Raw genomic sequence first — 26,668 nt, forward strand, 5'->3', positions numbered from 1 at the left:
ACAAGGAGAAGCCGATCATGAAGAAAACGTGGGTCGTCGTCGCTGAAAGCAGCCGGGCGCGGATTTTCGAGGCCAACAGCCGCCTCAAGCCGATGACGGAACTGGAAGATCTGTCCCATCCCCAATCTCGCGCCAAGGTGCTCGACATCAACGCCGACAATGCCGGCAAAGTGTACGATCGCATGGGCCAGGGCATCCATCACATGGAAAGCGAGGTCGATCCCAAGACCCACGAGGCTGACGTATTCGCCAAGGAAGTCGCCGAACACATCGAAAAGGCCCGGGCCACCAATCGGTTCGAGGAGCTGGTGCTGGTCGGCGAGCCCAAGTTCATCGGCCTGGTGCGCAAGCACCTGCACGCGCCGACCCTGAAGACGCTGGTCAAGACCGTGAGCAAGAACCTGATCCGGGCGGACGAGGAAACCATCCGCGAAGCGGCCGTCGGGCTGGAGTGATGCGGGTCGGGGTTCCGAAAGAAATTAAGACCGAGGAGTACCGGGTCGGCCTCACGCCTGCCGGTGTGCGCGCCTTGGTCCAGGCCGGTCATGCGGTCACGGTGGAGCGCGGAGCCGGCGAGGGTTCCGGCTTCGAGGACGCCGCCTACCGGTACGCCGGCGCCGAGCTGGGCGATGCCGCCGCGGCCTGGAGCACCGATCTGGTGGTCAAGGTCAAGGAACCGCAACCCGACGAATACGCCTATTTGCGCGGCCAGATCGTGTTCACCTATTTTCATCTGGCCGCCGCCCCGTGCGAATTGCTCGACGCCCTGCTCGAGAGCGGCACCACCGCCGTCGCCTACGAAACCCTGGAGGACGAACAGGGGCATCTGCCCCTGCTGGCGCCCATGAGCGGCGTGGCGGGCAACATGGCGACTCTGATGGGCGCCTACTATCTGGCCCGTTTCAACGGTGGCCGCGGCACCCTGCCGGCCAACGTGCTCGGCGTCGGTTACGGCCGGGTGCTCATCATCGGCGACGGCGTGGTGGCCCGTCATGCCGCCCAGCGCGCCTGCGCCATGGGCACCGAGGTGGTGATGGCCGGGCTCGATCCGTCCCGGGCGGCGGATCTGCAGGCGCAGTACCCCGATTGCTTCCGTTTCGTCCATTCCAGCCCGCAGACCATCGCCGCGGAGATCACCGCAGCCGATCTGGTCGTCGGGGCCGTGCTGATCCGTGGCGCCCGGGCACCCCATGTGGTCACCGAAGACATGGTCAGGCGCATGGCGGCCGGTGCCGTGATCGTCGATGTCAGCATCGATCAGGGTGGCTGCGTCGCCACCTCCCGTCCCACCACCCACGCCGATCCTGTCTACACCGTCCACGGCGTCATCCATTACTGCGTCACTAACATGCCCGGCGCCTATCCGCGCACCTCCACCCTGGCGCTGACGCGGGCCACCCTGCCTTACGTGCTGCGCCTGGCGGACCGTGGCATCGAGGCGGTGCGGGGCGATCCGGGTTTCGCCAAGGCGGTCAATACCTACCGGGGCTGGATCACCTGCCGCCCGGTGGCCGAATCCTGGGGGCTGCCGGAACGCTACCGGCCCCTGGAGGCACTGTTGGAGGAAAGTTCATGACTGTGACCATCGATTCCCGCAAGTGGTGTCAGGGCCGGGTGGTGGAGCTTTACCGCTGGGCCGAGCGCCTCTATTCCTTGCGGGTGGAGGCCGACATCGAGCCGTTCGTCGCCGGCCAGTTCGGCCGTCTGGGGCTGGAAATCGAGGGGGAATTCGTCTCGCGGCCTTATTCCTTCGTCAACGCCCCTGACGAGCGTCCCCTGGACTTCTACTTCATCGTCATTCCCGAGGGCAGGCTGACGCCGAAGCTGGCCACCCTGCAGCCGGGGGATTCGGTCTGGGTGGCGCGCAAGGCCGCCGGCTTCTTCACCCTGAACCAAGTGCCCGAAGGCCGACACCTTTGGATGCTGGCCACCGGCACCGCCTTGGGTCCCTTCCTTTCCATCCTCAAGACCGGGGAACCCTGGCGGCGCTTCGAACGGATCGTCCTGGTCCATGGGGTGCGCACCGGTGCCGAACTGGCCTACCAGGACACCATCGAGGGCTTCCGCCAGACCCATCCGGAGCAGTTCCGGTTTTTCGCCAGCGTCACCCGCGAAGCCGTGCCGGGGGCGCTGCCGATGCGGATCACCCAGGCCATCGAATCCGGCGAGCTGGAAGAACGCGCCGGCCTGAAGATCGACCCGGCCGACAGCCAGGTGATGATCTGCGGCAATCCGGCGATGGTGAAGGATACCGTCGAATTGCTCAAGCGCCGGGGCCTGAAGGAGAACCTGCGCAAGGAGCCGGGGCAGATCACCACCGAGCGTTACTGGTGAGTCAGGCGGATCCGGCAGCGTCCGTCTTCGCCCTCCATCTGGAAACGCAGCGGCAGAAACCTTTCGATCACCGCGATATTGGTAGTGGTGTGGCGCGTGGGGGGCAGAGTCAGAAATTCCCCGCCGCCGGCCAGGGCCAGCGGCACCAGTAGCTGGTCGGCCAGATACGGGCCCACCGGCACGTCGGCCGCCAGATAGCCTTCCACCTCGTCCGCCAGCCGGCTGGCGACGGTTTCCGCAGGAACGCCCTTCTCGCCGAAGCCGGTGAACAGCTCGGTGATGTGGTCGCTTTGGATTCTCACGGTGACCACGTTACCGATGCCGCAGCCGCGCAGTTCCTCGATGGTCAGGGCCGGGTTGGCCAGTTCCAGGCGCTGGGCCAGCACGCCCAGTTCACGGGCGGCGATGTGGCGGGGCAGACCGGCGACTACCGCCCTGGCGGCGATTTCCAGCACTTCTCCCCGCCGGGAAATGGTGATAGGGGCGAGTCGTTCCACCGGCTCGATATGGGCTTCCAGGACACCGCCGCCGCGGGGGTAGAAGCCGGGGCGGTGCAGCTGCAGCGCGACCTTCGCCCCCATCCGGTGCAGCTGTGGCAGCAGAACCTGATCGAGAAAGTCGAAAGGCGGGGCGTGGGGGTTGTGGGTGCCGCCCTTGAGCGTCAGTCGGCTGGGACCGTCGGCGAGCAGCAGCGGAGGCAGGATGGCCTGAAGCAGTAGGGTGGTGCTGCCGGCGGTGCCGATGTCGAAGGTGTAGTCCCCGGGCCGCAACGGCCCCGGCCGGAAGCGGATCGCCCGTGACCCCACCTCGGCGCCTTCCACCTGGCCGCCGCTGATTGCGGCGGCAGCCAGGACGCAGGCTAGATGCTGGCGCCGCAGTCCCGGCGGGCGCCGTCTGGCGCGGATGTTGACCAGGCGCACCGGCTGTCGCAGATGCACCGCAAGCGCCAGGGTCGTACGCAGGATCTGACCGCCGCCCTCGCCGAAGCTGCCGTCGATTTCCAGCTCGTTCACGCCTCTTCCATCACCAGTTCCACTTCCTCCGGCCGCCGGCCCTCGAGGCGGAAGCCGCGGATTTCCAGCACCCCTTTGGTGTTCAGGGAGATGATCAGGCTCAGGGCTTCGGGATAGCTGACTGACTGGATGTCCTCGCGGGAGGGGAAGGGTGGGGCGTGGGGGTGGGAGTGGTAGATGGCGAACAGGGTCTCGCCCCGCTGGCGCATGGTTTTCATCGCCTGGATCTGGCCGGCGGGGTCCATTTCGAAGTGGCGCTCGGGATCGGTGGCGACATTGGCTACCGGATAGACGCTCACCGGTTTGCCGTCGCGGGCGCCGATGAGGCCGCAGACCTCGTAATCGGGGCGGCTCTGGGCCTGATGCAGCAGGCGGGTGACCAGGGAACGGGGGAGAACGATGGTGTCGGGCATTCAGGGGCTCCTTTGTGCCTCGGTGACTCGGATGTGGCCTTGCAGGTCGGGGTGTCCGCTGATGTTACGGAAACCGGCCTGTTTCAGCAATTCCGCCACCGGCTCGTGCTGGTCGTGGCCGTGTTCCAGCAGCAGCCAGCCGCTGGCGCGCAACACCCGCCGGGCCTGGGGGATCAGGGTGCGGTAGGCGGCGAGGCCGTCGATCCCGGCGACCAGGGCCTGGCGGGGCTCGAAGCGGATTTCCCCCCGCAGATGGGGATCGCCGGCGGGAATGTAGGGCGGATTGCTGACGATCAGGTCCAGGCTGGCGGTGGCGACCGGAGCGAGCCAGTCGGCCTGGATCAGGGCGATCCGGGCGCCGAGGCGGCGGGCGTTGCGCCGCGCCAGCTGCAGGGCGGTGAAGGAGCGGTCGGTGGCGAGGACGAAGCAGCGGGGGCGTTCCCGCTGCAAAGTGACCGCCAGGGCGCCCGACCCGGTGCCGGCATCGGCCAGCCGCCACTCGGCCTCCGGATGGATGCGATGCAGGGCCCGTTCCACCAGCGACTCGGTTTCCGGACGCGGGATCAGCACCCCGGGACCGACCTCGAAGGTATGGGACCAGAATTCCCGCTGGCCGGTGAGATAGGCTACCGGTTCCCGGTGACGGCGGCGTTCCAGCAGTTCCAGGTAGCGTCGGATCTGTGCTGGTTCCGGTTCCTGTTCGGGCCAGGCCCGCAGATGGCTGCGCGGCTTCCCCAGGACGTGGGCCAGCAGCACCTCGGCGTCCAGTTCCGGGGTGGGCGAGGCACCCTGCAGGCGCTGGCGGCCCTGGCGTAGCAGTTCGGCGATGGTGGGCATCAGGCAAAGGTTTCCGCCAGCAGTTCGGCCTGGTGGTGCTGAAGCAAGGGTTCGATCAGTTCGTCGAGGTTGCCTTCGAGAATCTCGTCGAGCTTGTACAGCGTCAGGTTGATGCGGTGATCGGTGACCCGGCCCTGGGGGAAATTGTAGGTGCGGATGCGTTCGGAACGGTCGCCTGAGCCTACCTGGAGCCGGCGAGAGCGGGCCTGTTCGGCCTGCTGCCTAGCCTGTTCCGCCGCCAGCAGGCGGGCCTGGAGCAAAGCCATGGCCTTGGCCTTGTTCTTGTGCTGGGAGCGCTCGTCCTGACATTCGACCACGATGCCGGTGGGCAGATGGGTGATGCGCACCGCCGAGTCGGTGGTGTTGACGTGCTGGCCGCCGGCGCCGGAGGAACGGAAGGTGTCGATGCGCAGCTCTGCCGGGTTGATTTCCACTTCGTCCACCGCCTCCACTTCCGGCAGCACGGCCACGGTGCAGGCGGAGGTGTGGATGCGTCCCTGGGATTCGGTTTCCGGGACCCGCTGGACCCGGTGGGTCCCGGCCTCGAACTTGAGGCGGCCGTAGACGTCCGGTCCGGAAATTTTGAGGATGACTTCCTTGTAGCCCCCCAGTTCCCCGGGGCTTTCGCCGATGATTTCCACCTTCCAGCCGCGCTTTTCCGCGTAGCGGCTGTACATACGCAGAAGATCGCCGGCGAACAGGGCCGCCTCGGCGCCGCCGGTGCCGGCGCGGATCTCCAGAAACACGCTGCGCCGGTCGTGGGGATCCTTGGGCAGCAGCAGAATCCGCAGTTCCTGCTCCAGGGTGGCCAGGCGGGCTTTGGCGGTGGCGATTTCCTCCCGCGCCAGTTCCTTCAGTTCCGCATCACCTTCCATCAGCAGGGCTTCGGCCTCGGCCAGGGCGGCGGCGGTCTGCTGGTAATCGCGATAGGTGGCGATCAGGGGTTCGAGCTGGGCGTATTCCTGGCTCAGTTCACGGAAGCGCCGGGTGTCGGCCTGCACTTCCGGCAGGCTGAGGAGGGTGGTGATCTCCTCGAAGCGGTCGCTGAGCTGGTCGAGGCGGGTGCGGATGGAATCTTGCATCAGGTGAGCTTGAACAGTTCACGGGCCGCGGCGATGAGATCGTGACGTTCGTGACTGCCGGCCTGCTTGAGTTGGACGCTGGGGGTGTGGAGGAGTTTCTGGGTCAGGGTGTGGGCCAGCAGTTCCAGGGCTTCCTCGGGAGAGGCGCCCTGCTGCAAGGCCCGGCGGGCCCGCTCCAGGGCCGCCTGTTTGTGCCCCTCGGCCTGGCGGCGCAGGGCGCGGATGGTGTCGCCGGCGCCCTGGGCCCGGAGCCAGGCGAGAAAGTGCTCCACCTCCATGTCGATGATTTCCTCGGCCTGCAGGGCGGCCTCGCGGCGGGCCTGGCGGTTCTCCTCGACGATGTCTTTGAGATCGTCCACGGTATAGAGATAGACGTCGTCGAGGATCTCCACTTCGGGCTCGATGTCGCGGGGCACCGCCAGATCGACCATGAAGATGGGTTTGTGGCGGCGTCTTTTGACCGCCCGCTCGATCGCTCCCTTGCCGAGGATCGGCAGCTGGCTGGCGGTGGAGGAAACCACGATGTCTCCTTCGTGCAGATGGGCCGGCAGCTCCCGCAGGGCGATGGCGTAACCGCCGAACTGGGCGGCCAGCGCATGGGCCTTGTCGAAGGTGCGGTTGGCGACGATGATGCGGCCGATACCCTGCTGGTGCAGGTGGCGGGCGGTCAGTTCGATGGTTTCCCCGGCGCCGATCAGCAGGGCGGTCTGCTCCCCCAGATCGTCGAAGATCTGCCGGGCCAGCCGCACCGCGGCGAAGGCAACGGAGATGGGGCTGGCGCCGATGGCGGTGTCGGTGCGCACCTTTTTGGCGGCGCTGAAGGTGTGCTGGAACAGCCGGCTGAGGATCTTGCCCAGGGCACCGGCCTGACGGGCGGCCTGATAGGCGTCCTTCATCTGTCCCAGGATCTGCGGTTCGCCCAGGACCATCGAGTCGAGTCCGCAGGCGACCCGGAACAGGTGGCGGATGGTGGCGGCGTCGGTGTGGACGTACAGATAAGGCTCGAAGGCCTCGGGTTCGATCTGCTGGGTTTCGGCGAGCCAGTTCACCAGGAGTTTGGGATCGGGGCGATCGGTGCGGCAATAGACTTCGGTGCGGTTACAGGTGGAAAGCAACGCCGCCTCCTGAACGCCCGGCAGCCTCAGCAGGGCAGGCAGCAGTTCGGTGGCGCGCTCGCCGGGAAAGGCGAGGCGTTCGCGCACCGCCACCGGCGCCGTGGTATGGTTGAGTCCTAGGGCAAGCAGCGTCATGGGATGAAACGATCCAGGATAAGATTATTCTGCATTGTAAAAACAAAATATAATTAAACCAACCGTTCGCCCCGTTCCTGCGGGCGGACCCGCCCGCATCAGGATAAGGAAGCTGTCCGTGATCATACGCCTCGTTTCCCTTTTTGTTGTCGTTCTCATGTTTTCCGGCTGTCAGGCGCTCAAACGCGAAACCTCACCGCCGGTCTTCGCCGAGCCGATTCTGGAGATCAAGCACGTCGATAAGGCTTCCGCCATCAAAGGCGACATTCTCTACGCCCTGTTGGCGGCGGAACTGGCGGGCCGGCGGGGCGATTATCCGCTGGCCCTGAAGCTTTACCTGCAGGTGCTGGACAAAGTTCCCGATCCCCGGGTCGCCGAACGCGCCACCCGCATCGCCCTGTATCTGAAGCAATACGACAAGGCGGCCGAAGCGGTCAAGCGCTGGCTGCAACAGGCGCCCGATTCCCCGGACGCCCATGAGATGGCGTTGCTATTGGCGCTGCGTCAGGGGGAGACCGATGCGGCCGCAGCCCATTTCATCCGCCTCCTGACCCTGACCCCGCCGTCCCGGCGCACCGAGGTCCTGATGGAAATCCTCCGTTTCATGGACCGCAACGTGGACAAAGAGGTGGCGGCGGCGGTGATGGCCCAGGTGAGCCGGCATTTCGCCGACTCTCCGGAAGTCCTGTACGCCCATGCGATGCTGGCGCTGCGCCAGGGGGACGTCCGCGAGGCTCTGGCGCAGGTGAGCCGGGCGGTGAAACTGCAACCGGAGTCGGCCCGCCTGAGGCTGTTGCAAAGCCAGCTCCTGACCCGGCTCGGGGAATCCGACAAGGCCCGGCGGATATTGCAAGACTTGGTGCGCGAGCATCCCGACGACCTGCAATTGCGCCTGCTTTATGCCCAATTGCTGTTGAAACTCAAGGATTTCGAGGCGGCCGAGACGGAACTGAAACGGATCCTCAAACGTGATCCGGACTATCCCGACGCCCTCTACGCCTATGCCCTGGTGAATCTGCAGCAGGGCAGGGACAAGGTCGCGGAGAAGACGCTGCGGCGCCTGCTCAAGCAGCCCAAGTGGCGCGCCGAAGCCTATTACTATCTGGGGCGGATCGCCTTGCGGCACCACCGCTACCAGGAGGCGCTGGCCTGGTTCGACAAGGTCGAGAACGGCAAGCTCGGCTTCGATGCCCGCATCAACGCCGTGATGGCCCTGGCCAGGTTGAAGCGAATCGACGAGGCCTTGCGACGTATCGAAACCCTGTACGACCGCTATCCCAATTTCCGCCTGCAGCTGCATCTGCTCAAGGCGGAAATTCTGACTCAGGCCCGGGGGCTGCAGGCCGCCTTCGACGCCCTCACCCAGGCTTTGGCGGATTTCCCTGCCCACCCCGATCTGCTCTACGCCCGTGCCCTGGTGGCCGAACAGATGGGAAAACCCCACCAGGTCATCGCCGACCTGCAGGCAGCGCTGGAGAAGAAGCCTGACGACCCCAACTTGCTCAACGCCCTGGGCTACACCCTGCTGGAATATCAGGGACCGCTCGACGAGGCCAGAACCTATCTGGAGAAGGCCATCCGCCTCAAACCCGACGATCCCGCCGTCCTCGACAGCTATGGCTGGTTGCAGTACAAGCTGGGTCATTATTCCCAGGCGCTGGAATACCTGCAGCGCGCCTATGCCGCCAATCCGGACCCGGAGATCGCCTATCATCTGGGTGAGGTCTACTGGGCCTTGGGACAACATGACCAGGCCCGGAAGGTATGGCGGAAAGCGCTCGCTGACGCAGGCGACGATCCGCGGGTGGCCAGGTTCCGCAAACGGGTGGCGGACCGCTTGGCGCCGTGAGCCGCATTCCGCTGTTGTTGCTGCTGTTGGCGCTGGCGGGTTGCGCCGCTTGGCGCAAACCCCCTTTGCCCGCTGCAGGCGAGGCCGAGCGCCGCTGGCGTTCCGGGCTGATCGAGCGCCCCTGGCAGCTGCAGGGGCGCATCGGCGTCAGCGGTGGCCGGGACAGCTGGCACGGCCACCTGCGCTGGGAACACGGGCAGGGGTTGGACCGTCTGGTTCTGAGTGGTCCCTTCGGCCAGGGTGGGGTGGTGGTCGAGGTGGGTTCCGGCTGGATCCGGCTGCGCTATCCTGATGGCCGGATACTGGAATCGGCCGAACCCGACCGCTTGCTGCGCCAGGTGCTGGGCGTCGTCGTGCCGCTGGCGGCGTTGCGCTACTGGGTCCTGGGGTTGACGGCGCCCGGCCCGGCAGCTGTCGAGCACGATCTGGCCGGGCGGCTGCAACGGCTGCGGCAGCAGGGTTGGGAGGTCGGCTATTTGGCCTACGGGGCCGTCGCCGCAGGAGCGTTGCCGACGAAACTGCAATTGCTGGGGCCTGACGGGGTGCGTGTGAAATTGTTGATCGATCGCTGGGAAATCGACCGTGACCGAACTTGAAAACTGGCCGGCTCCTGCCAAGTTGAACCTGATGCTGCGGATCGTCGGCCGCCGGCCCGACGGTTACCACCTGCTGCAGACGGTGTTCCAGTTCGTCGATTGGGCCGACACCCTGCACTTTCGCTGGCGTGACGACGATCAGGTGGTGCTGGCGACACCGTTGCCGGGGGTGTCCCCGGATCGTGATCTGACCGTGCGCGCCGCCCGGGCGCTGCAGCGCCTGACCGGCGTGCGGCGCGGGGTGGAGATACGCTTGGACAAGCGTCTGCCCATGGGCGGCGGGCTGGGGGGCGGCAGCTCCGATGCGGCCACGGTGCTGGTGGCGCTCAACGCCCTGTGGGGGCTGGGGCTGAGTGAGACGGCGTTGCTGGAAGTGGGGGTCAGGCTCGGTGCCGACGTGCCGGTTTTCATCAAAGGGGTGGCGGCCTGGGCCGAAGGGGTCGGCGAGCGGCTGACGCCGGTGGAACCTCCCCAACCCTGGTACGTGATCCTCGTCCCTCCCTGCGAGGTGGCGACAGCGGCGGTGTTCGGGGCGGAGGATTTGACAAGAAACAGCCCGCCTGCCACAATATCCGACTTTCTCGCCGGGCTGTGTGGCAACGACTGCCTGCCGGTCGTGCGGCGGCTGTATCCCCAGGTGGATGCGGCGCTGGCCGACTTGGCGCGCCATGGCAGGCCCCGTCTGACGGGTACCGGCGCCTGTGTGTACGCGGCGTTTCCGGACCGTGACCGGGCGGAAGCGGCGGCTGCAGCGCTGGCGCGGCGTTGGCGGGTCCAGGTCGCCCGTGGCTTGAATCGCTCGCCGTTGCTCGACAAACTGGCACAGTTGCAATGAAAGATCCAATGGGGCGTCGCCAAGCGGTAAGGCACGGGGTTTTGATCCCCGCATTCCCAGGTTCGAATCCTGGCGCCCCAGCCAATCCTGTCCATTCATCCCGCAATGCATCCGGCAGAGGTGGCGCTATGGGCGATGCCAGTTTCATGGTTTTTTCCGGCAACGCCAACCGGCCTCTGGCGCAGAACATCGTCGACCGGCTCGGTATGCGGTTGGGGCTGGCGTCGGTGGGGCGTTTCAGTGACGGCGAGATCGCGGTCGAGATCGAGGAGCACGTCCGCGGGCGGGAGATCTTCGTCATCCAGTCCACCCACATGCCCCATGACAACCTCATGGAGCTGTTGATCATCGTCGACGCCCTGCGGCGGGCCTCGGCAGGGACGATTACGGCGGTGATCCCCTATCTAGGCTATGCCCGCCAGGACCGGCGACCGCGTTCGGCGCGGGTGCCGATCACCGCCAAGCTGGTGGCGAAGATGATTTCCGCCGCCGGGGTGGATCGGCTGTTGACCGTGGATCTGCATGCCGACCAGGTGCAGGGTTTCTTCGATATTCCGGTGGACAACGTTTACGCCTCGCCTCTGCTTCTGGGCGACATCTGGCGGCAGAAGTACGACAACCAGATCGTGGTGTCGCCGGACGTGGGCGGTGTGGTCCGAGCCCGGGCGCTGGCCAAGCGTCTGGGAGACGCGGAGCTGGCCATCATCGACAAGCGCCGTCCCAAGGCCAACGAGGCCCAGGTGATGAACATCATCGGCGAGGTCGAAGGGCGGACCTGCATTCTGGTGGACGATCTGGTGGATACCGCCGGCACCTTGTGCCAGGCGGCGGCCGCGCTCAAGGCCCAAGGGGCCGTGCGGGTGGTTGCCTATTGCACCCATCCGGTGCTGTCGGGGCCGGCGGTGGACAACATCGGCGCTTCGCAGCTTGACGAGCTGGTGGTTACCGATACCATTCCGTTGCGCCGCGAGGCGGCGGCGTGCCCCAAGATCCGGCAACTGAGCGTGGCGGACATGTTGGCCGAAACCGTCCGGCGCATTGCGGTTGGCGAGTCGGTCAGTTCTTTGTATGTAGATTAAGTTTTTGGGAGCGACAAAGATGGAAGCGAGTTTCGAGTTCGAGGCGGAAGTCAGGTCAGAGACCGGTACCCGGGTGGCCCGCCGGTTGCGGCGTGAGCTGAAGATTCCCGCAGTGTTGTATGGCGGCGAGGAGCAGCCGCTGCCGCTGGTGTTGTCCAAACCGCAGGTGGACAAGAACCTGGAACAGGAAGCGGTGTATTCCCACATCCTGACCCTGAAAATTCCAGGCCAGGCGCCGGTGCAGGCGATTTTGAAGGAAGTTCAGCGGCATCCGAGCAAGGAAGCGGTGCTGCATCTGGACTTCCAGCGCGTCTATGCAGACGAGGAGATTCGGGTTCACGTGCCGCTGCATTTCGTCAACGAAGACACCTCCGTCGGTGTGAAGAAGGGCGGCATCGTCAATCACCATATGGTGGAAGTGGAAATCGCCTGTCTGCCCGGTCAGCTGCCTGAGTTCATCGAAGTGGATTTGGCGAATCTGGATGTCGGCGAATCCATCCACTTGTCCGAATTGAAACTGCCGGAAGGGGCCAAAGTGGTCGAGCTGCTGCACGGTGCCGACGCGCCGGTCGTCACCATTTTGCCGCCGCGGGTCGAAACCGAAACCGGGGAGAGCGGCGAAGGCGAAGAAGCCGCGGGTGAAGCCTGAGCTTGACCGAAGTCACCCTGATTGCGGGGTTGGGAAACCCCGGCAGGCAATACGAAAGAACCCGGCACAATGCCGGGTTCTGGTTTGTGGACGAGGTGGCGCGGCGCGAAGGGGCGGTTCTGCGCTGGGAGGCGCGCTTCGGCGGTTGGCTGGGGCAATTCTTTCACCGCGGCGAGGCGGTGCGTCTGTTCAAGCCGGGCCAATTCATGAACCGCAGCGGTGGACCGGTCGCGGCGGTGTGCCGCTATTTCGGTATCGAGGCACCGCAGCTGCTGGTCGCCCATGATGAGCTGGATTTCCCCGCCGGCGAGGTGCGCCTCAAGGTAGACGGCGGTCACGGCGGGCATAACGGTCTCCGCAGCATCGTGCAGCATCTGGGGCGGCGTGACTTCGTGCGGCTGCGAATCGGCATCGGCCGGCCCCGGCACGGCTCGGTCACCGACTACGTGCTAGGGAGGCCCGCCGCTGAAGAGCTGGCGGCGATCACGGCGGCCATTTCACGGGCGGCGGACTGTCTGCCGCTGCTGCTCGATGAAGGGGTCGAGAAGGCCATGAACCGTCTTCATGCGCAAACGGCGTAGAAATTCGGCCCCAAAGGGTTGACAGCTGCGGGAGGATCGGAAACAATAATGCGCTCTTTAGTCGGGAGGGGTTCCCGAGCGGTCAAAGGGACCAGACTGTAAATCTGGCGGCTTCGCCTTCGGAGGTTCGAATCCTCCCCCCTCCACCAGATTTGGGAAGGTTTGTGCGGGTGTAGTTCAATGGTAGAACCTCAGCCTTCCAAGCTGATGACGTGGGTTCGATTCCCATCACCCGCTCCAAAATGCGGGATTTGAGTTTCACAGCCCATATAGCTCAGTCGGTAGAGCACTTCCTTGGTAAGGAAGAGGTCACCGGTTCAAGTCCGGTTATGGGCTCCATTTTTTTATCGATGCCATCGTAAAGAATCTAAAGAGGATCGAGTTCTCATGGCCAAGCAGAAGTTTGAGCGGACCAAGCCGCACGTGAATGTGGGGACGATTGGGCACGTGGACCATGGCAAGACGACGCTGACGGCGGCGCTGACCAAGGTGTCTGCGGAGCATTTTCAGGGTGCGGAGTTCAAGGATTACAGTCAGATCGACAATGCCCCGGAAGAGCGCGAGCGCGGGATCACCATCGCCACCGCCCACGTGGAATACGAGACCGCCAAGCGTCACTACGCTCACGTGGACTGCCCGGGTCATGCCGACTACGTCAAGAACATGATCACCGGCGCGGCGCAGATGGACGGCGCCATTTTGGTGGTGTCGGCGGCGGACGGTCCCATGCCCCAGACCCGCGAGCACATTCTGCTGGCCCGCCAGGTGGGGGTGCCCTACATCGTCGTCTACCTGAACAAAGCCGACATGGTGGACGACGAAGAACTGCTCGAACTGGTCGAGATGGAAGTGCGCGAGCTGCTCAGCAGCTACGACTTTCCTGGAGACGACGTGCCGGTGGTGATCGGCAGCGCCCTCAAGGCCCTGGAAGGGGATCAGAGCGACATTGGCGTGCCCTCGATCCTCAAGCTGATGGAAGCGATGGACGAATACATTCCCGAACCGGAACGTCCCATCGACCAGCCCTTCCTGATGCCGATCGAAGACGTGTTCTCCATTTCCGGCCGCGGCACCGTGGTGACTGGCCGAATCGAACGCGGCAAGGTCAAGGTGGGCGACGAAGTCGAGATTGTCGGTCTGCGCCCCACCACCAAGACCACCGTCACCGGAGTGGAAATGTTCCGCAAGCTGCTGGACGAAGGGGTGGCTGGCGACAACGTTGGCGTGCTGCTGCGCGGCACCAAGCGCGACGAAGTCGAACGTGGCCAGGTGCTGGCCGAGCCCGGCAGCATTACCCCGCACACCCACTTCGAAGCCGAAGTGTACGTACTGTCGAAGGAAGAAGGCGGACGTCACACCCCGTTCTTCAACGGTTACCGGCCGCAGTTCTACTTCCGGACCACCGACGTGACCGGCGCGGTGGAGCTGCCGGAAGGGGTGGACATGGTGATGCCTGGCGACAACGTCAAGATCACGGTGAAGCTGATTGCGCCGATTGCGATGGAAGAGGGCCTGCGGTTTGCGATTCGCGAAGGCGGCCGTACCGTCGGCGCCGGCGTGGTTTCCAAGATCATCGAATAATTGTTAGCACACAGGCGCCGCCGTTTCCCTGGCGGCGCCGACAGGTTGAAGCGATACAGGTCAGTAGCTCAATTGGTAGAGCAGCGGTCTCCAAAACCGCAGGTTGGGGGTTCGAGTCCCTCCTGGCCTGCCATTTTTTATTGGGTATCGGTTCTCCTCCCACCACACGGTTGATTCCATGACAACACAGGCCCAGTCTCAAGATTTGTCGCTTTCCCCTTTCGACCTCGTCAAGGTGATCCTGTCCGTCCTGTTGCTGACGGCGGGCGTGGTGGGCTTTTACTGGTATCCGGAATATTCCGTTCTCTATCGCACCCTGGCGCTGATCGGCATGGTGCTGGTGGCGGCGGGGTTGTTCTTCGCCACCGCGCCCGGGCGGATGTTGTGGGCCTTCATTCAGGAGGCGCGCGCGGAGCTGCGCAAGGTGACCTGGCCGACCCGCCAGGAAACCATCCACACCACCTTGATGGTGGTGGTGATGGTGGTGATCGTGGGCCTGATCCTGTGGCTCTTCGATTCCCTGTTCCTGTGGCTGGTGAAACTGCTGACCGGTCAAGGAGTGTAAACCTGTGGCGATGCGTTGGTACGTCGTACATACCTATTCGAACTACGAGAATCAGGTCAAGCGCTCCCTGGAGGAGCGCATCAAACAGGCGGGCCTGGAAAAGTATTTCGGCAAAATTCTGGTGCCGACCGAGGAAGTCATCGAGATGCGCATGGGCCAGCGGCGCAAGACCGATCGCAAGTTCTTCCCCGGTTACGTGTTGGTGCAGATGGAGATGAACGATGAGACTTGGCACCTGGTGCGCAGCATTCCCAACGTGCTGGGGTTCATCGGCGGCACGCCGGAGAAGCCGGCGCCCATTTCCGACGAGGAAGCCGAAGCGATCCTGGCCCGGGTGGAGGAAGGTCTGAGCAAGCCCAAACCCAAGGTGCTGTTCGAGCCCGGCGAGGTGGTGCGCATCATCGAAGGCCCGTTCAAGGATTTCACCTGCGTGGTCGAGGAAGTCGACTACGAAAAGAACAAGCTCAAGGCTTCGGTCGTCATCTTCGGGCGGCAGACGCCGGTCGAGTTCGATTTCAGTCAGGTCGAAAAGGTCTGACTGCCATTCGGGGAGCCGCAAGGCGTTGGTACCCATCCTAGGAGAGTCGCAACATGGCAAAGAAAGTAGAGGCTTACATCAAGCTGCAGGTCAAGGCCGGGGAAGCCAATCCCAGTCCGCCGGTCGGCCCGGCGCTGGGTCAGCACGGCGTCAACATCATGGAGTTCTGCAAGGCGTTCAACGCCCAGACCCAGAGCATGGAGAAGGGTTTGCCCCTGCCGGTGATCATCACGGTCTACAACGACCGCAGCTTCACCTTCGTCATCAAGACCCCGCCGGCATCGTATCTGCTGAAAAAAGCCGTGGGTGCGGAAAAGGGAAGCTCGGTGCCCAACCTGGAGAAGATCGGCACCGTGACCCGCGAGCAGTTGGAAGAGATCGCCAAGATCAAGGAACCGGATCTGACGGCCGCCGACATGGACGCCGCGGTCCGGACCATCGCCGGGACCGCCCGCAGCATGGGCATCGACGTGGAGGGGGTGTGACATGGCCAAGCTGTCCAAACGCATGAAGATGATCCGCGAGAAAGTGGATCCCACCCAGGTCTATCCCGTCGGGGAAGCCGTGCGGCTGCTGAAGGAACTGTCCTCGGTCAAGTTCACCGAATCTGTGGATGTGGCGGTCAACCTCGGGGTCGATCCGCGCAAGTCCGATCAGGTGGTCCGGGGGTCCACCGTGCTGCCCCACGGAACCGGCAAGAGCGTGCGGGTGGCGGTGTTCGCCCAGGGTGCCAATGCCGAGGCGGCCAAGGAGGCCGGCGCCGACATCGTCGGCATGGAAGATCTGGCCGAGGAGATCAAGAAAGGCAATCTGGATTTCGACGTGGTGATCGCCAGTCCCGACGCGATGCGGATCGTCGGTCAGCTGGGGCCGATCCTGGGGCCACGCGGCCTGATGCCGAATCCCAAGGTGGGCACGGTGACGCCGGATGTCGCCACCGCGGTGAAAAACGCCAAGGCCGGCCAGGTGCGTTACCGCACCGACAAGGCGGGCATCATCCACTGCACCATCGGCAAGGTGGATTTCGATGCCGATGCCCTGAAGGAGAATCTCGAGGCCCTGCTCGCCGACCTGAAGAAGGCCAAGCCGGCCAGCAGCAAGGGGACCTATCTGAAGAAAGTCTCCCTCTCGACCACCATGGGGCCGGGGTTGACCATCGATCAGTCCACCCTGGATATCTGATTCTGACGACTTTGGATTACCGGATGACCGGTGATCGTCAAAGACCGCAGGAGCGTGTGAGCGCTTAATCGCCTGCGCAGACGGTGAACCGGACCAGAAGGACGGGGAGCCGTAACGGGAGCGCCCTTCGGGGTGCGTGAGTGATCCCCCGGCGCTGCCGGGGGAGGTAAACGGAGGTATCACGTGGCACTGAGACTGGAACAGAAAAAGGCCATCGTGGCAGAGGTCTCCGAAGTCGCCGCCAAGGCCCATTCCGCCATCGTCGCGGAATACCGGGGCCTGACGGTGCCGGAAATGACCGAGCTGCGGAAGAAGGCCCGGGAGTCCCAGGTGTACCTTCGCGTGGTGAAAAACACGCTGGCGCGTCGCGCGCTGGAGGGGACCGACTACGCCTGTATGAACGACAAGCTGGTCGGTCCTCTGTTGTATGCGTTTTCACTGGAGGAACCGGGTTCGGCTGCCCGTGTCATCAAGGAATTCCGCAAAGAACACGAGCATCTGCAACCCAAACTGGTCGCCGTGGGCGGCAAGGTTTACGGTCCGGAAGAACTGGAGCGTCTGGCCAGCCTGCCCACCAAGGAACAGGCCATCAGCATGCTGATGGGCGTGATGAAGGCGCCGGTGGAGAAACTGGTGAGAACGCTGGCCGAGCCCCACGCGAAACTGGTACGGACCCTCGCTGCCGTGCGCGATCAAAAGCAGGCGGCGTGATCCGGGCATTGGGTTGTCACTAAAACTGTTGCAAATTTTGGAGTGTAAAAACAATGGCTCTGTCTAAAGAAGAAATCCTGGATGCGATCGCGAACATGACCGTCATGGAAGTGGTGGATCTGATCGAGGCCATGGAAGAGAAGTTCGGTGTTTCCGCAGCCGCGCCTGTGGCGGCGGTCGCCGTTGCCGGTGGTGGTGAAGCCGGCGGTGCGGCCGAGGAAAAGACCGAGTTCGATGTCGTTCTGACCGGCTTCGGTTCCAACAAGGTGGCGGTCATCAAAGCGGTCCGCGGCATCACCGGCCTGGGCCTGAAAGAAGCCAAGGCGCTGGTCGAAGGTGCTCCGGCGCCGGTCAAGGAAGGCGTCAGCAAGGAAGAGGCCGAAGAAATCAAGAAGCAACTGGAAGAGGCGGGCGCTTCTGTCGAAATCAAATAAGCGCATTTCCGCTCGTTGCTTTTGGGAATGGCTGGCAGTTTCGACTGCCGGCCTTTTCCCGCTTGAAGGACAGAAACAACATGGAGGCAGCATGCAGTATTCGTTAGGTTGAGCGAGCGTTTGTGGTCAAAGACGATCTCACTTTATTCCATACCGGCGGACTGACCATCCCCAGGCAACCCAACTCTTCGCAGGATCTTCAAGGAACCGCTATGGCCTATTCGTTCACCGAGAAAAAGCGACTTCGCAAGAGCTTTGCCAAACGTCCCGAAGTTCTCGACGTTCCCTATCTGCTCCAAATCCAGCTTGAATCATACCGGCAGTTCCTTCAGGCGGACAAGCGTCCCGACCGGCGCGCCGACAAGGGGCTGCACGCAGCTTTCAAGTCGGTGTTTCCGATCGAGAGCCACAACGGCTACGCCGCGCTCGAATACGTGAGCTACCGCTTGGGCGAGCCCACCTTCGACGTCAAGGAATGTCAGCTCCGCGGGGCGACCTATGCGGCACCGCTGCGAGTCAAGGTGCGCCTGGTGCTGTACGACAAGGATTCGCCGGCGAGCAGCAAGGTGGTCAAGGACATCAAGGAACAGGAAGTCTACATGGGCGAACTGCCGCTGATGACCGAGAACGGTACCTTCGTCATCAATGGCACCGAGCGGGTGGTGGTGTCCCAGCTGCACCGTTCGCCGGGGGTGTTCTTCGACCACGACCGGGGAAAGACCCATTCCTCCGGAAAGCTGCTGTTCAACGCCCGGGTTATTCCCTATCGTGGTTCCTGGCTCGATTTCGAATTCGACCACAAGGACATCGTCTACGTGCGTATCGACCGCCGCCGCAAGCTGCCGGCGACGATTCTATTGCGGGCGCTCGGTTTCGACAACGAGCAGATGATCCGCATGTTCTTCGAGACCGACACGTTCCACCTGAGCAAGGACCGGCTCGTTCTCGACCTGATTCCTGAGCGTCTGCGCGGGGAGATCGCGCCTTTCGACATCAAGCTCGACGACGGCACCGTGCTTGTCGAGGAAGGGCGGCGCATCACCCCCAAGCACATCCGCCAGATGAAGAAGGCCGGGCTCACGCAGTTGGTGGTGCCGCCGGAATACTTGTACGGCAAGATCCTGGCCCACAACGTCGTCGACCAGGAAACCGGGGAGCTGATCGCCGCGGTCAACACCGAGATCACCCCGGAATTGCTGGAGACCTTGATCGAAAAGGGGATCGACAGGATCGAAACCCTCTACGTCAACGAGCTCGACCGCGGGCCGTACATTTCCAATACCCTGAAGATCGACCACACCACCACCCGGCTGGAGGCGCTGGTCGAGATCTACCGCATGATGCGTCCGGGTGAGCCGCCCACCCAGGAGGCAGCCGAAGCGCTGTTCGAGAACCTGTTCTTCTCCCCGGAGCGCTACGACCTTTCCGAAGTGGGGCGGATGAAGCTCAACCTGCGCCTGGGACGCAAGGAAACCGAAGGTCCCCGGGTCTTGACCCAGGAGGATATCATCGATGTCCTCAAGGAACTCATCAACATCCGCAACGGCAAGGGGCAGGTGGACGACATCGACCATCTGGGCAACCGCCGGGTGCGCAGCGTCGGTGAGATGGTGGAAAACCAGTTCCGCATCGGCCTGGTACGGGTCGAACGGGCGGTGAAGGAACGTCTGACTCTGGCCGCCAGCGAAGATTTCACGCCCCAGGAGGTGATCAATACCAAACCGGTGGTGGCGGCGATCAAGGAATTCTTCGGTTCCAGCCAGCTGTCCCAGTTCATGGACCAGAACAATCCGCTGTCGGAAGTGACCCACAAGCGCCGGGTCTCGGCCCTGGGCCCGGGGGGGCTGTCACGTGAGCGTGCTGGTTTCGAGGTCCGCGACGTGCATCCGACTCACTACGGTCGCCTGTGTCCGATCGAAACTCCGGAAGGCCCCAACATCGGCCTGATCAACTCCCTGGCGGTCTACGCCCGGGCCAATGAGTACGGTTTCCTGGAAACCCCGTACCGCAAGGTGGTGGACGGAAAGGTGACCGACGAGATCCATTACCTTTCGGCCATCGAGGAAAGCGAATACCTCATCGCCCAGGCCGGTGCCACAGTGGACGAGGAGGGGCGGCTCGTGGACGAGATGGTGTCCTGCCGCCACAAGAACGAATTTACCCTGGCCTCGCCGGAGATGATCCAGTACATGGACGTCTCCCCCAAGCAGATCGTTTCGGTGGCGGCCTCCCTGATCCCGTTCCTGGAGCACGACGACGCCAACCGCGCGCTCATGGGTTCCAACATGCAGCGTCAGGCGGTGCCGATGCTGCGCTCCCAGAAGCCGCTGGTGGGGACTGGGATGGAGCGCATCGTCGCCCGGGATTCCGGCGCCACGGTGGTGGCCCGCCGCGGAGGCGAGGTGGTGTCGGTGGATGCGGCCCGCATCGTGGTGCGGGTCAACGACGACGAAACCGAGCCGGGCGAACCGGGGGTCGATATCTACAATCTGACCAAGTACACCCGCTCCAACCAGAACACCTGCATCAACCAGAAGCCGCTGGTGAAGCCGGGCGACCGCATCGCCCGGGGCGACATCCTCGCCGACGGCGCCTCCACCGACATGGGGGAACTGGCCCTGGGGCAGAACCTGCTGGTGGCCTTCATGCCCTGGCACGGTTACAACTTCGAGGATTCGATCCTGATCTCCGAGCGGGTGGTGGAGGAAGACCGTTACACTACCATCCACATCGAAGAGAAGACTTGCGTCGCCCGTGACACCAAGCTGGGGCCCGAGGAAATCACCGCCGACATTCCCAACGTCAGCGAGGCGGCCCTGGCCAAGCTGGACGAGTCCGGCATCGTCTATATCGGCGCCGAGGTCAAGGAGGGCGACATTCTGGTGGGCAAGGTGACCCCGAAAGGGGAAACCCAGCTGACGCCGGAGGAGAAGCTGTTGCGGGCCATCTTCGGCGAGAAGGCGTCCGATGTGAAGGATACCTCCCTGCGGGTGCCTTCCGGGATGGCGGGGACGGTGATCGACGTCCAGGTGTTCACCCGCGACGGGGTGGAAAAGGACGCCCGCGCCAAGGCCATCGAGCAGGCGCAGCTGGAGAAGGTGCGCAAGGACCTCGACGACCAGCTCAAGATCGTCGAGCAGGATACCTTCGAACGGGTGCGCCAGATGCTGCTGGGCAAGGTGGCCGAGCAGGGGCCTAAGGGGCTGGCGCCGGGAACCGAGATCACCCAAGACTATCTCGACGGCCTCAAACCGGAGGAATGGCTGCGGATCCGCCTTCAGGACGAAGACATCAACGTTCAGCTCGAGGCGGTGGCCGAGCAGCTGGAAAAACTGCGCAAGGAGATGGACCAGCGCTTCGAGGAGAAGAAGGGCAAGATCACCATGGGCGACGATTTGCCGCCCGGGGTGCTGAAGATGGTCAAGGTCTATCTCGCGGTCAAACGCCGCATCCAGCCCGGCGACAAGATGGCCGGCCGCCACGGGAACAAGGGGGTGATCTCCCAGATCGTGCCGGTGGAGGACATGCCCTACCTGGAGGACGGCACCCCGGTGGACATCGTTCTCAACCCCCTGGGGGTGCCTTCGCGCATGAACGTGGGGCAGGTGCTCGAAACCCACCTGGGCTGGGCCGCCCGCGGTCTGGGGCTGAAGATCGGCCGCATGCTCGAGGCCAAGGCCAAGGTGCAGGAACTGCGCGAATTCCTGGAGCAGGTCTACAACCGGGCCGGCCGCAGGGAGGATCTCGACAGCCTCAGCGACGAGGAGATCGTGGAACTGGCCCACAACCTCAAGGAGGGGGTGCCGATGGCGACGCCGGTGTTCGACGGCGCCACCGAGGAAGAGATCAAGTCCATGCTGCGTCTGGCCGATCTTCCCGACAGCGGCCAGACCCGGTTGTTCGACGGCCGTACCGGCGATGCCTTCGACCGCGACGTCACCGTGGGCTACATGTACATGCTCAAGCTGAACCACCTGGTGGACGACAAGATGCACGCCCGTTCCACCGGGCCTTACAGCTTGGTGACCCAGCAGCCGTTGGGAGGCAAGGCCCAATTCGGCGGCCAGCGTTTCGGGGAGATGGAGGTCTGGGCCCTGGAAGCCTACGGGGCGGCCTACACCCTGCAGGAGATGCTCACGGTCAAGTCGGACGACGTCACCGGTCGCACCAAGATGTACAAAAACATCGTCGATGGCGACTATCGCATGGAAGCCGGTATGCCGGAGTCCTTCAAGGTGCTGATCAAGGAGATCCGTGCCCTGGCCATCAATATCGAACTGGAGCAGGACTGAAGGTCCGTGATCGAGTTCCGAGTTCACCAATCTAGCGGGAGCTGAAGCTTTGAAAGATCTGATCAAAATCCTGAAGAAGCAGAGTCAGGTGGAAGAGTTCGATGCCATCCGCATCGGACTGGCTTCTCCGGACATGATCCGTTCATGGTCTTACGGTGAGGTCAAGAAGCCGGAGACCATCAACTACCGCACCTTCAAACCGGAGCGGGACGGCCTGTTCTGCGCCAAGATCTTCGGCCCGATCAACGACTACGAATGTCTGTGCGGCAAATACAAACGCCTCAAGCACCGCGGCGTCATCTGCGAGAAGTGCGGGGTCGAGGTGACTTTGGCCAAGGTCCGGCGCGAGCGCATGGGGCATATCGAGCTGGCCAGCCCGGTGGCGCACATCTGGTTCCTCAAGTCGTTGCCGTCGCGCATCGCCCTGATGCTCGACATGACCATGTTGCAGGTGGAGCGGATCCTCTATTTCGAATGCTTCGTGGTTACCGATCCGGGTCTGACCCCGCTGGAACGGGGCCAGCTTCTCACCGATGAGGAATACCTGGAGGCGGTGGAGCAGTACGGCGACGATTTCAAGGCCGGCATGGGCGCCGAGGCGGTCCAGGAACTGCTGCGCACCATGGACCTGAAGGCCGAAGCGGCCCGCATCCGAGAGGAGATCGAGGCCACCGGCTCGGAGACCAAGATCCGCAAGCTGTCTAAGCGTCTCAAGCTGATCGAAGCCTTCATCAACTCCAACAACCGGCCGGAGTGGATGATCCTGACAGTGCTGCCGGTGCTGCCGCCGGACCTGCGTCCCTTGGTGCCCCTGGACGGCGGTCGTTTCGCCACCTCCGATCTCAACGATCTGTATCGCCGGGTGATCAACCGCAACAACCGCCTGCGTCGGTTGCTGGAGCTCAACGCCCCGGACATCATCGTCCGCAACGAACGCCGCATGCTCCAGGAGGCGGTGGACGCCTTGCTCGACAACGGCCGCCGCGGCCGCGCCATCACCGGCACCAACAAGCGCCCGCTCAAATCCCTGGCCGACATGATCAAGGGCAAGCAGGGCCGGTTCCGCCAGAACCTGCTGGGCAAGCGTGTCGATTACTCCGGCCGTTCCGTGATCGTGGTGGGGCCGACCCTGCGCCTGCACCAGTGCGGCCTGCCCAAGAAGATGGCCTTGGAACTGTTCAAGCCGTTCATTTTCGGCAAGCTCCAGGCCCGTGGTATCGCCACCACCATCAAAGCCGCCAAGCGTATGGTCGAGCGTGAGGAGCCGGAGGTGTGGGACGTCCTCGACGACGTCATCCGCGAGCACCCGGTGCTCCTCAATCGCGCCCCGACCCTGCACCGCCTCGGCATCCAGGCGTTCGAGCCGGTGTTGATCGAGGGCAAGGCGATCCAGCTCCATCCGCTGGTGTGTACCGCTTTCAACGCCGACTTCGACGGCGACCAGATGGCGGTCCACGTGCCGCTGTCGCTGGAGGCGCAGCTCGAGGCCCGGGCGCTGATGATGTCTTCCAACAACATCCTCTCGCCCGCCAACGGCGAGCCCATCATCCACCCGACCCAGGACATCGTCCTCGGGCTCTATTACATGAGCCGCGAGCGCGTCAACGCCAGGGGCGAGGGGATGGTGTTCGCCAACGTGGATGAGGTGCGCCGCGCCCTCGACCACAAGGCGGTGGACCTGCACGCCAGGATCAAGCTGCGGATCGACGAGAAGGTCAAGGAAGAAGACGGCAGCATGACCGAGTGCCGCCGCCTCGTTGATACCACCGCGGGCAGGGCGCTGATCTGGGACATCGTCCCCGAGGGGTTGCCCTACGAGCTGATCAACCAGGACATGACCAAGAAGGCGATCTCCAACGTCATCAACGTTTGCTACCGCAACCTGGGCCTCAAGGCCACGGTGGTGTTCGCCGACCAGCTCATGTACCTGGGCTTCCTGCAGTCCACCCGCGCGGGGGTGTCTTTCGGCATCAACGACATGGTGATCCCGCAGGAAAAGGACCAGATCATCCGCGAGGCGGAAAAGGAGGTCATGGAGATCCAGCGCCAGTACGAACAGGGGCTGGTGACCGACGGGGAGCGCTACAACAAAGTGGTGGACATCTGGTCGCGGGCCAACGAGGAAGTGGCCAGGGCGATGATGAAGGCCCTGGGCGAGGAAGAAGTGACCGACGCCGAGGGCAACACGGTACGGCAGAAGTCGTTCAACTCCATCTTCATGATGGCCGACTCGGGCGCCCGGGGTTCGGCCGCCCAGATCCGCCAGCTGGCGGGAATGCGCGGTCTGATGGCCAAGCCCGACGGTTCCATCATCGAGACCCCGATCACCGCCAACTTCCGCGAGGGACTGAACGTCCTCCAGTACTTCATTTCCACCCACGGCGCCCGCAAGGGCCTGGCGGACACCGCTCTCAAGACCGCCAACTCCGGCTATCTGACCCGGCGGCTGGTGGACGTGGGTCAGGATCTGGTGGTGACCGAGGAAGATTGCGGCACCACCCAGGGAATCACCATGCAGCCGATCATCGAGGGGGGAGACGTGGTCGAACCCCTGTCCGAGCGGGTGCTGGGCCGGGTGGTGGCCGAGGACGTACGCGATCCCAAGACTCACGAGGTGATCGTCCCGGCAGGTACCCTGCTGGACGAGCGCTGGGTCAGGGTGTTGGAGTCCCACAGCGTCGAACAGGTGCTGGTGCGTTCGGTCATCACCTGCGAAACCCGCTACGGGGTCTGTTCCATGTGTTACGGTCGCGATCTGGGCCGCGGGCATCTGGTCAGCGTGGGTGAGGCCATCGGGGTCATCGCCGCGCAGTCCATCGGCGAGCCGGGGACCCAGCTGACCATGCGCACCTTCCACATCGGCGGGGCGGCGTCCAGGGCGGCGGCGGTTTCCAGCATCGAGGTCAAATCCTCCGGCACGATCCGCCTGACAAACCTCAAGACCGTGCGCAACCGCGAGGGCAAGCTGGTGGCGGTGTCCCGCTCCGGCGAGATCAGCGTCATCGACGAGCAGGGCCGCGAGCGTGAGCGTTACAAGGTGCCTTACGGGGCCATTCTCAACGTCGAGGACGGTTCCCAGGTCAAGCCAGGTGACGTGGTGGCGGCATGGGATCCCCACACCCACCCGGTGATCACCGAGGTGAGCGGAATCGCCCGGCTGGAGAACTTCATCGAAGGGGTCACGGTACGCGAGCAGGTGGACGAGGTCACCGGTCTGAGTTCGATGGTGGTGCTCGATCCCAAGGTGCGTCCGGCGGCCGGGCGCGATCTGCGGCCCATGATCAAGCTGGTGGACGAGGAAGGCCGCGACCTCTACATCCCTGGCACCGAGATCCCGGCGCAGTATTTCCTGCCGGGAGGAGCCATCGTCAACATCCGTGATGGCGACCAGGTGGAGGTAGGGGACATCCTCGCCCGCATCCCACAGGAGTCGAGCAAAACCCGTGACATCACCGGCGGTCTGCCGCGGGTGGCGGACCTGTTCGAAGCCCGCAAGACCAAGGATCCGGCCATCCTGGCCGAGGCCACCGGGACGGTCAGTTTCGGCAAGGAAACCAAGGGCAAGCGGCGCCTGATCATCACCGATGCCGAGGGCAATCAGCACGAGATCCTGATTCCCAAGTGGCGTCACATCACGGTGTTCGAGGGCGAGTTCGTGGAACAAGGGGAGACTCTCGTCGAAGGCGAACTCACCCCGCACGACATTCTGCGCCTGCGTGGCGTCGAGGCCTTGACGGCCTATCTGGTGAAGGAAATTCAGGACGTCTATCGCCTCCAGGGGGTGAAGATCAACGACAAGCACATCGAGGTCATCATCCGTCAGATGCTGCGCAAGGTCGAGATCACCGATCCCGGCGACACCCCGTATCTGGCCGGTGAGCAGGTGGAGCGCTCGCGGATCCTGGAAGAGAACGAAAGGCTGGAAAAGGAAGGCAAGCGTCCGGCGAAGTTCGAACCAGTTCTGCTGGGGATCACCAAGGCCTCGCTGGCGACCGAGTCCTTCATCTCCGCCGCCTCCTTCCAGGAAACCACCCGCGTGCTCACCGACGCGGCGGTTCGCGGTCTGCGCGACGATCTCCACGGCCTCAAGGAGAACGTCATCGTCGGCCGCCTGATCCCGGCGGGTACGGGACTGGCCTATCACCGCGAGCGCCGGCGCAAGCGGGCCATGGCGGTGCCGACGGTGCCCGAGACCGAGACGCTCGATGTGGAGAAGGTCGAGGAGGCGCTGAAGAAAGCCCTCAACCCCGACTGATCCCCTATCGGGGCACCGGTGCGATGCGAGCGCCCGCTGTTGACAGCGGGCGCTTTTCTTTCTAAAATACCCGGCTTTCAGCTAGGAGCCGCTTACACCCCTAAGCGCTTGATCTGACGGAAAGGAAAGCAGGAGGGGGGTTAAGCGCTTTTTACGCTTAAAGAATTTATCCGTTTCAGTGCCGTTCGAAGGTTGTAGGGAGTTTTTACAGGTATGGCCACAATCAACCAGTTGGTTAGAAAACCTCGGGTCCGCAAGAAGGAAAAGAGCAACGTTCCTGCGTTGGACGCTTGTCCCCAGAAGCGTGGCGTCTGTACCCGAGTCTATACCACCACGCCGAAAAAGCCGAACTCCGCCCTGCGCAAGGTGGCGCGTGTGCGGCTCACGAACGGTGCTGAAGTGACCAGTTACATCGGTGGCGAGGGGCACAATCTGCAGGAGCACTCCGTGGTGCTGATCCGCGGTGGCCGTGTCAAGGACCTGCCGGGTGTGCGCTACCATGTCATCCGCGGCGCCCTGGACTGTGCCGGGGTCGATGGCCGGCGCCAGGGGCGTTCCAAATACGGCGCCAAGAAACCCAAAAGTTAATCCA

The 26,668-nt window shown here is 63.8% G+C and carries 24 protein-coding genes and 5 tRNA genes; 24 read left to right on the forward strand and 5 right to left on the reverse strand.

Annotated features, from left to right (window positions below; genetic code table 11):
* Nucleotides 1-17: 17 nt before the first annotated feature.
* The 3 genes from MIN45_RS05965 to MIN45_RS05975 are packed head-to-tail and all read left to right on the forward strand — an operon-like array spanning nucleotide 18 to nucleotide 2,334.
* Nucleotides 18-455 (forward strand): host attachment protein, encoded by a 438-nt coding sequence (locus tag MIN45_RS05965; protein ID WP_286294037.1) that lies wholly within the window; start codon nucleotides 18-20, stop codon nucleotides 453-455.
* Nucleotides 455-1,576 (forward strand): alanine dehydrogenase, encoded by a 1,122-nt coding sequence (gene ald, locus MIN45_RS05970; RefSeq protein ID WP_286294039.1) that lies wholly within the window; start codon nucleotides 455-457, stop codon nucleotides 1,574-1,576. The genes MIN45_RS05965 and ald overlap by 1 nt, the downstream gene beginning before the upstream one ends.
* Nucleotides 1,573-2,334: a ferredoxin--NADP reductase gene (locus tag MIN45_RS05975; RefSeq protein WP_286294042.1), complete on the forward strand. Its 762-nt coding sequence runs from the start codon at nucleotides 1,573-1,575 to the stop codon at nucleotides 2,332-2,334. Before ald ends, MIN45_RS05975 begins: the two co-directional genes overlap by 4 nt.
* On the opposite strand, the gene rtcA is transcribed toward MIN45_RS05975, so the two are convergent.
* From rtcA to hemA, 5 genes are read right to left on the reverse strand one after another with little or no spacing between them, the layout of a single operon-like run.
* The gene (gene rtcA / locus MIN45_RS05980; protein WP_286294043.1) at nucleotides 2,325-3,347 is read right to left on the reverse strand and encodes an RNA 3'-terminal phosphate cyclase; all 1,023 of its coding nucleotides are present in this window, start codon (nucleotides 3,345-3,347) and stop codon (nucleotides 2,325-2,327) included. The genes MIN45_RS05975 and rtcA overlap by 10 nt on opposite strands.
* Nucleotides 3,344-3,760 (reverse strand): M67 family metallopeptidase, encoded by a 417-nt coding sequence (locus MIN45_RS05985; RefSeq protein WP_286294045.1) that lies wholly within the window; start codon nucleotides 3,758-3,760, stop codon nucleotides 3,344-3,346. The genes rtcA and MIN45_RS05985 overlap by 4 nt, the downstream gene beginning before the upstream one ends.
* Complete coding sequence (gene prmC / locus MIN45_RS05990; protein WP_286294046.1) at nucleotides 3,761-4,597, reverse strand: peptide chain release factor N(5)-glutamine methyltransferase; 837 nt, start codon at nucleotides 4,595-4,597, stop codon at nucleotides 3,761-3,763.
* Nucleotides 4,597-5,679 carry a peptide chain release factor 1 gene (prfA, locus tag MIN45_RS05995; protein WP_286294048.1) on the reverse strand — a complete coding sequence of 361 codons (1,083 nt, stop codon included), beginning with the start codon at nucleotides 5,677-5,679 and terminating at the stop codon, nucleotides 4,597-4,599. Before prfA ends, prmC begins: the two co-directional genes overlap by 1 nt.
* Nucleotides 5,679-6,929: a glutamyl-tRNA reductase gene (gene hemA, locus MIN45_RS06000; protein WP_286294050.1), complete on the reverse strand. Its 1,251-nt coding sequence runs from the start codon at nucleotides 6,927-6,929 to the stop codon at nucleotides 5,679-5,681. The genes prfA and hemA overlap by 1 nt, the downstream gene beginning before the upstream one ends.
* A 118-nt stretch (nucleotides 6,930-7,047) precedes the next feature.
* Here hemA and MIN45_RS06005 point away from each other — a divergent pair, with 118 nt between their 5' ends.
* From MIN45_RS06005 to rpsL, 21 genes are all read left to right on the forward strand, one after another.
* Entirely contained in the window at nucleotides 7,048-8,778 is a 1,731-nt protein-coding gene (locus MIN45_RS06005; RefSeq protein WP_286294051.1) for a tetratricopeptide repeat protein, read from the forward strand.
* Entirely contained in the window at nucleotides 8,775-9,374 is a 600-nt protein-coding gene (gene lolB, locus MIN45_RS06010) for a lipoprotein insertase outer membrane protein LolB (protein WP_286294052.1), read from the forward strand. Before MIN45_RS06005 ends, lolB begins: the two co-directional genes overlap by 4 nt.
* Nucleotides 9,361-10,209, forward strand: a complete 849-nt coding sequence (gene ispE, locus MIN45_RS06015) for a 4-(cytidine 5'-diphospho)-2-C-methyl-D-erythritol kinase (protein ID WP_286294054.1) — start codon at nucleotides 9,361-9,363, stop codon at nucleotides 10,207-10,209. Before lolB ends, ispE begins: the two co-directional genes overlap by 14 nt.
* 9 nt (nucleotides 10,210-10,218) lie before the next feature.
* A tRNA-Gln gene (locus MIN45_RS06020) sits at nucleotides 10,219-10,293 on the forward strand.
* 44 nt (nucleotides 10,294-10,337) lie between these two features.
* Nucleotides 10,338-11,288, forward strand: a complete 951-nt coding sequence (locus MIN45_RS06025; RefSeq protein WP_286294056.1) for a ribose-phosphate diphosphokinase — start codon at nucleotides 10,338-10,340, stop codon at nucleotides 11,286-11,288.
* A gap of 19 nt (nucleotides 11,289-11,307) precedes the next feature.
* Entirely contained in the window at nucleotides 11,308-11,937 is a 630-nt protein-coding gene (locus MIN45_RS06030) for a 50S ribosomal protein L25/general stress protein Ctc (RefSeq protein ID WP_286294059.1), read from the forward strand.
* 2 nt (nucleotides 11,938-11,939) lie between these two features.
* Nucleotides 11,940-12,518, forward strand: coding sequence for an aminoacyl-tRNA hydrolase (pth, locus tag MIN45_RS06035; RefSeq protein ID WP_286294061.1), 579 nt, complete (start codon nucleotides 11,940-11,942; stop codon nucleotides 12,516-12,518).
* A gap of 64 nt (nucleotides 12,519-12,582) precedes the next feature.
* Nucleotides 12,583-12,667 (forward strand) — tRNA-Tyr (locus tag MIN45_RS06040).
* A 17-nt stretch (nucleotides 12,668-12,684) separates the two neighbouring features.
* Nucleotides 12,685-12,758: transfer RNA gene (locus MIN45_RS06045), tRNA-Gly, on the forward strand.
* A gap of 23 nt (nucleotides 12,759-12,781) precedes the next feature.
* Nucleotides 12,782-12,857 (forward strand) — tRNA-Thr (locus tag MIN45_RS06050).
* Nucleotides 12,858-12,905: 48 nt separating this feature from the next.
* Nucleotides 12,906-14,099 carry an elongation factor Tu gene (gene tuf, locus MIN45_RS06055; protein WP_286290982.1) on the forward strand — a complete coding sequence of 398 codons (1,194 nt, stop codon included), beginning with the start codon at nucleotides 12,906-12,908 and terminating at the stop codon, nucleotides 14,097-14,099.
* Nucleotides 14,100-14,156: 57 nt separating this feature from the next.
* Nucleotides 14,157-14,232 (forward strand) — tRNA-Trp (locus MIN45_RS06060).
* Nucleotides 14,233-14,277: 45 nt separating this feature from the next.
* Nucleotides 14,278-14,664, forward strand: coding sequence for a preprotein translocase subunit SecE (secE, locus tag MIN45_RS06065; RefSeq protein WP_286294063.1), 387 nt, complete (start codon nucleotides 14,278-14,280; stop codon nucleotides 14,662-14,664).
* Nucleotides 14,665-14,668: 4 nt separating this feature from the next.
* Nucleotides 14,669-15,202 carry a transcription termination/antitermination protein NusG gene (gene nusG, locus MIN45_RS06070; protein WP_422732676.1) on the forward strand — a complete coding sequence of 178 codons (534 nt, stop codon included), beginning with the start codon at nucleotides 14,669-14,671 and terminating at the stop codon, nucleotides 15,200-15,202.
* Nucleotides 15,203-15,255: 53 nt separating this feature from the next.
* Nucleotides 15,256-15,687 carry a 50S ribosomal protein L11 gene (gene rplK / locus MIN45_RS06075; protein WP_286294069.1) on the forward strand — a complete coding sequence of 144 codons (432 nt, stop codon included), beginning with the start codon at nucleotides 15,256-15,258 and terminating at the stop codon, nucleotides 15,685-15,687.
* A gap of 1 nt (nucleotide 15,688) precedes the next feature.
* On the forward strand, nucleotides 15,689-16,384 hold the full coding sequence (rplA, locus tag MIN45_RS06080) for a 50S ribosomal protein L1 (protein ID WP_286294071.1): 696 nt from the start codon (nucleotides 15,689-15,691) through the stop codon (nucleotides 16,382-16,384).
* 183 nt (nucleotides 16,385-16,567) lie between these two features.
* Nucleotides 16,568-17,095 carry a 50S ribosomal protein L10 gene (rplJ, locus tag MIN45_RS06085; RefSeq protein ID WP_286294072.1) on the forward strand — a complete coding sequence of 176 codons (528 nt, stop codon included), beginning with the start codon at nucleotides 16,568-16,570 and terminating at the stop codon, nucleotides 17,093-17,095.
* Nucleotides 17,096-17,148: 53 nt separating this feature from the next.
* Nucleotides 17,149-17,529, forward strand: a complete 381-nt coding sequence (rplL, locus tag MIN45_RS06090) for a 50S ribosomal protein L7/L12 (protein ID WP_286294075.1) — start codon at nucleotides 17,149-17,151, stop codon at nucleotides 17,527-17,529.
* 212 nt (nucleotides 17,530-17,741) lie between these two features.
* A complete protein-coding gene (gene rpoB / locus MIN45_RS06095; protein ID WP_286294077.1) occupies nucleotides 17,742-21,821 on the forward strand; it encodes a DNA-directed RNA polymerase subunit beta in 4,080 nt (1,359 codons plus the stop codon).
* A 61-nt stretch (nucleotides 21,822-21,882) separates the two neighbouring features.
* A complete protein-coding gene (gene rpoC / locus MIN45_RS06100; RefSeq protein WP_286294135.1) occupies nucleotides 21,883-26,076 on the forward strand; it encodes a DNA-directed RNA polymerase subunit beta' in 4,194 nt (1,397 codons plus the stop codon).
* A gap of 213 nt (nucleotides 26,077-26,289) precedes the next feature.
* Complete coding sequence (rpsL, locus tag MIN45_RS06105) at nucleotides 26,290-26,664, forward strand: 30S ribosomal protein S12 (RefSeq protein ID WP_286290979.1); 375 nt, start codon at nucleotides 26,290-26,292, stop codon at nucleotides 26,662-26,664.
* Nucleotides 26,665-26,668: the final 4 nt, after the last annotated feature.

It is taken from the genome of Methylomarinovum tepidoasis (assembly GCF_030294985.1).
Classification (GTDB): Bacteria; Pseudomonadota; Gammaproteobacteria; order Methylococcales; family Methylothermaceae; genus Methylohalobius; species Methylohalobius tepidoasis.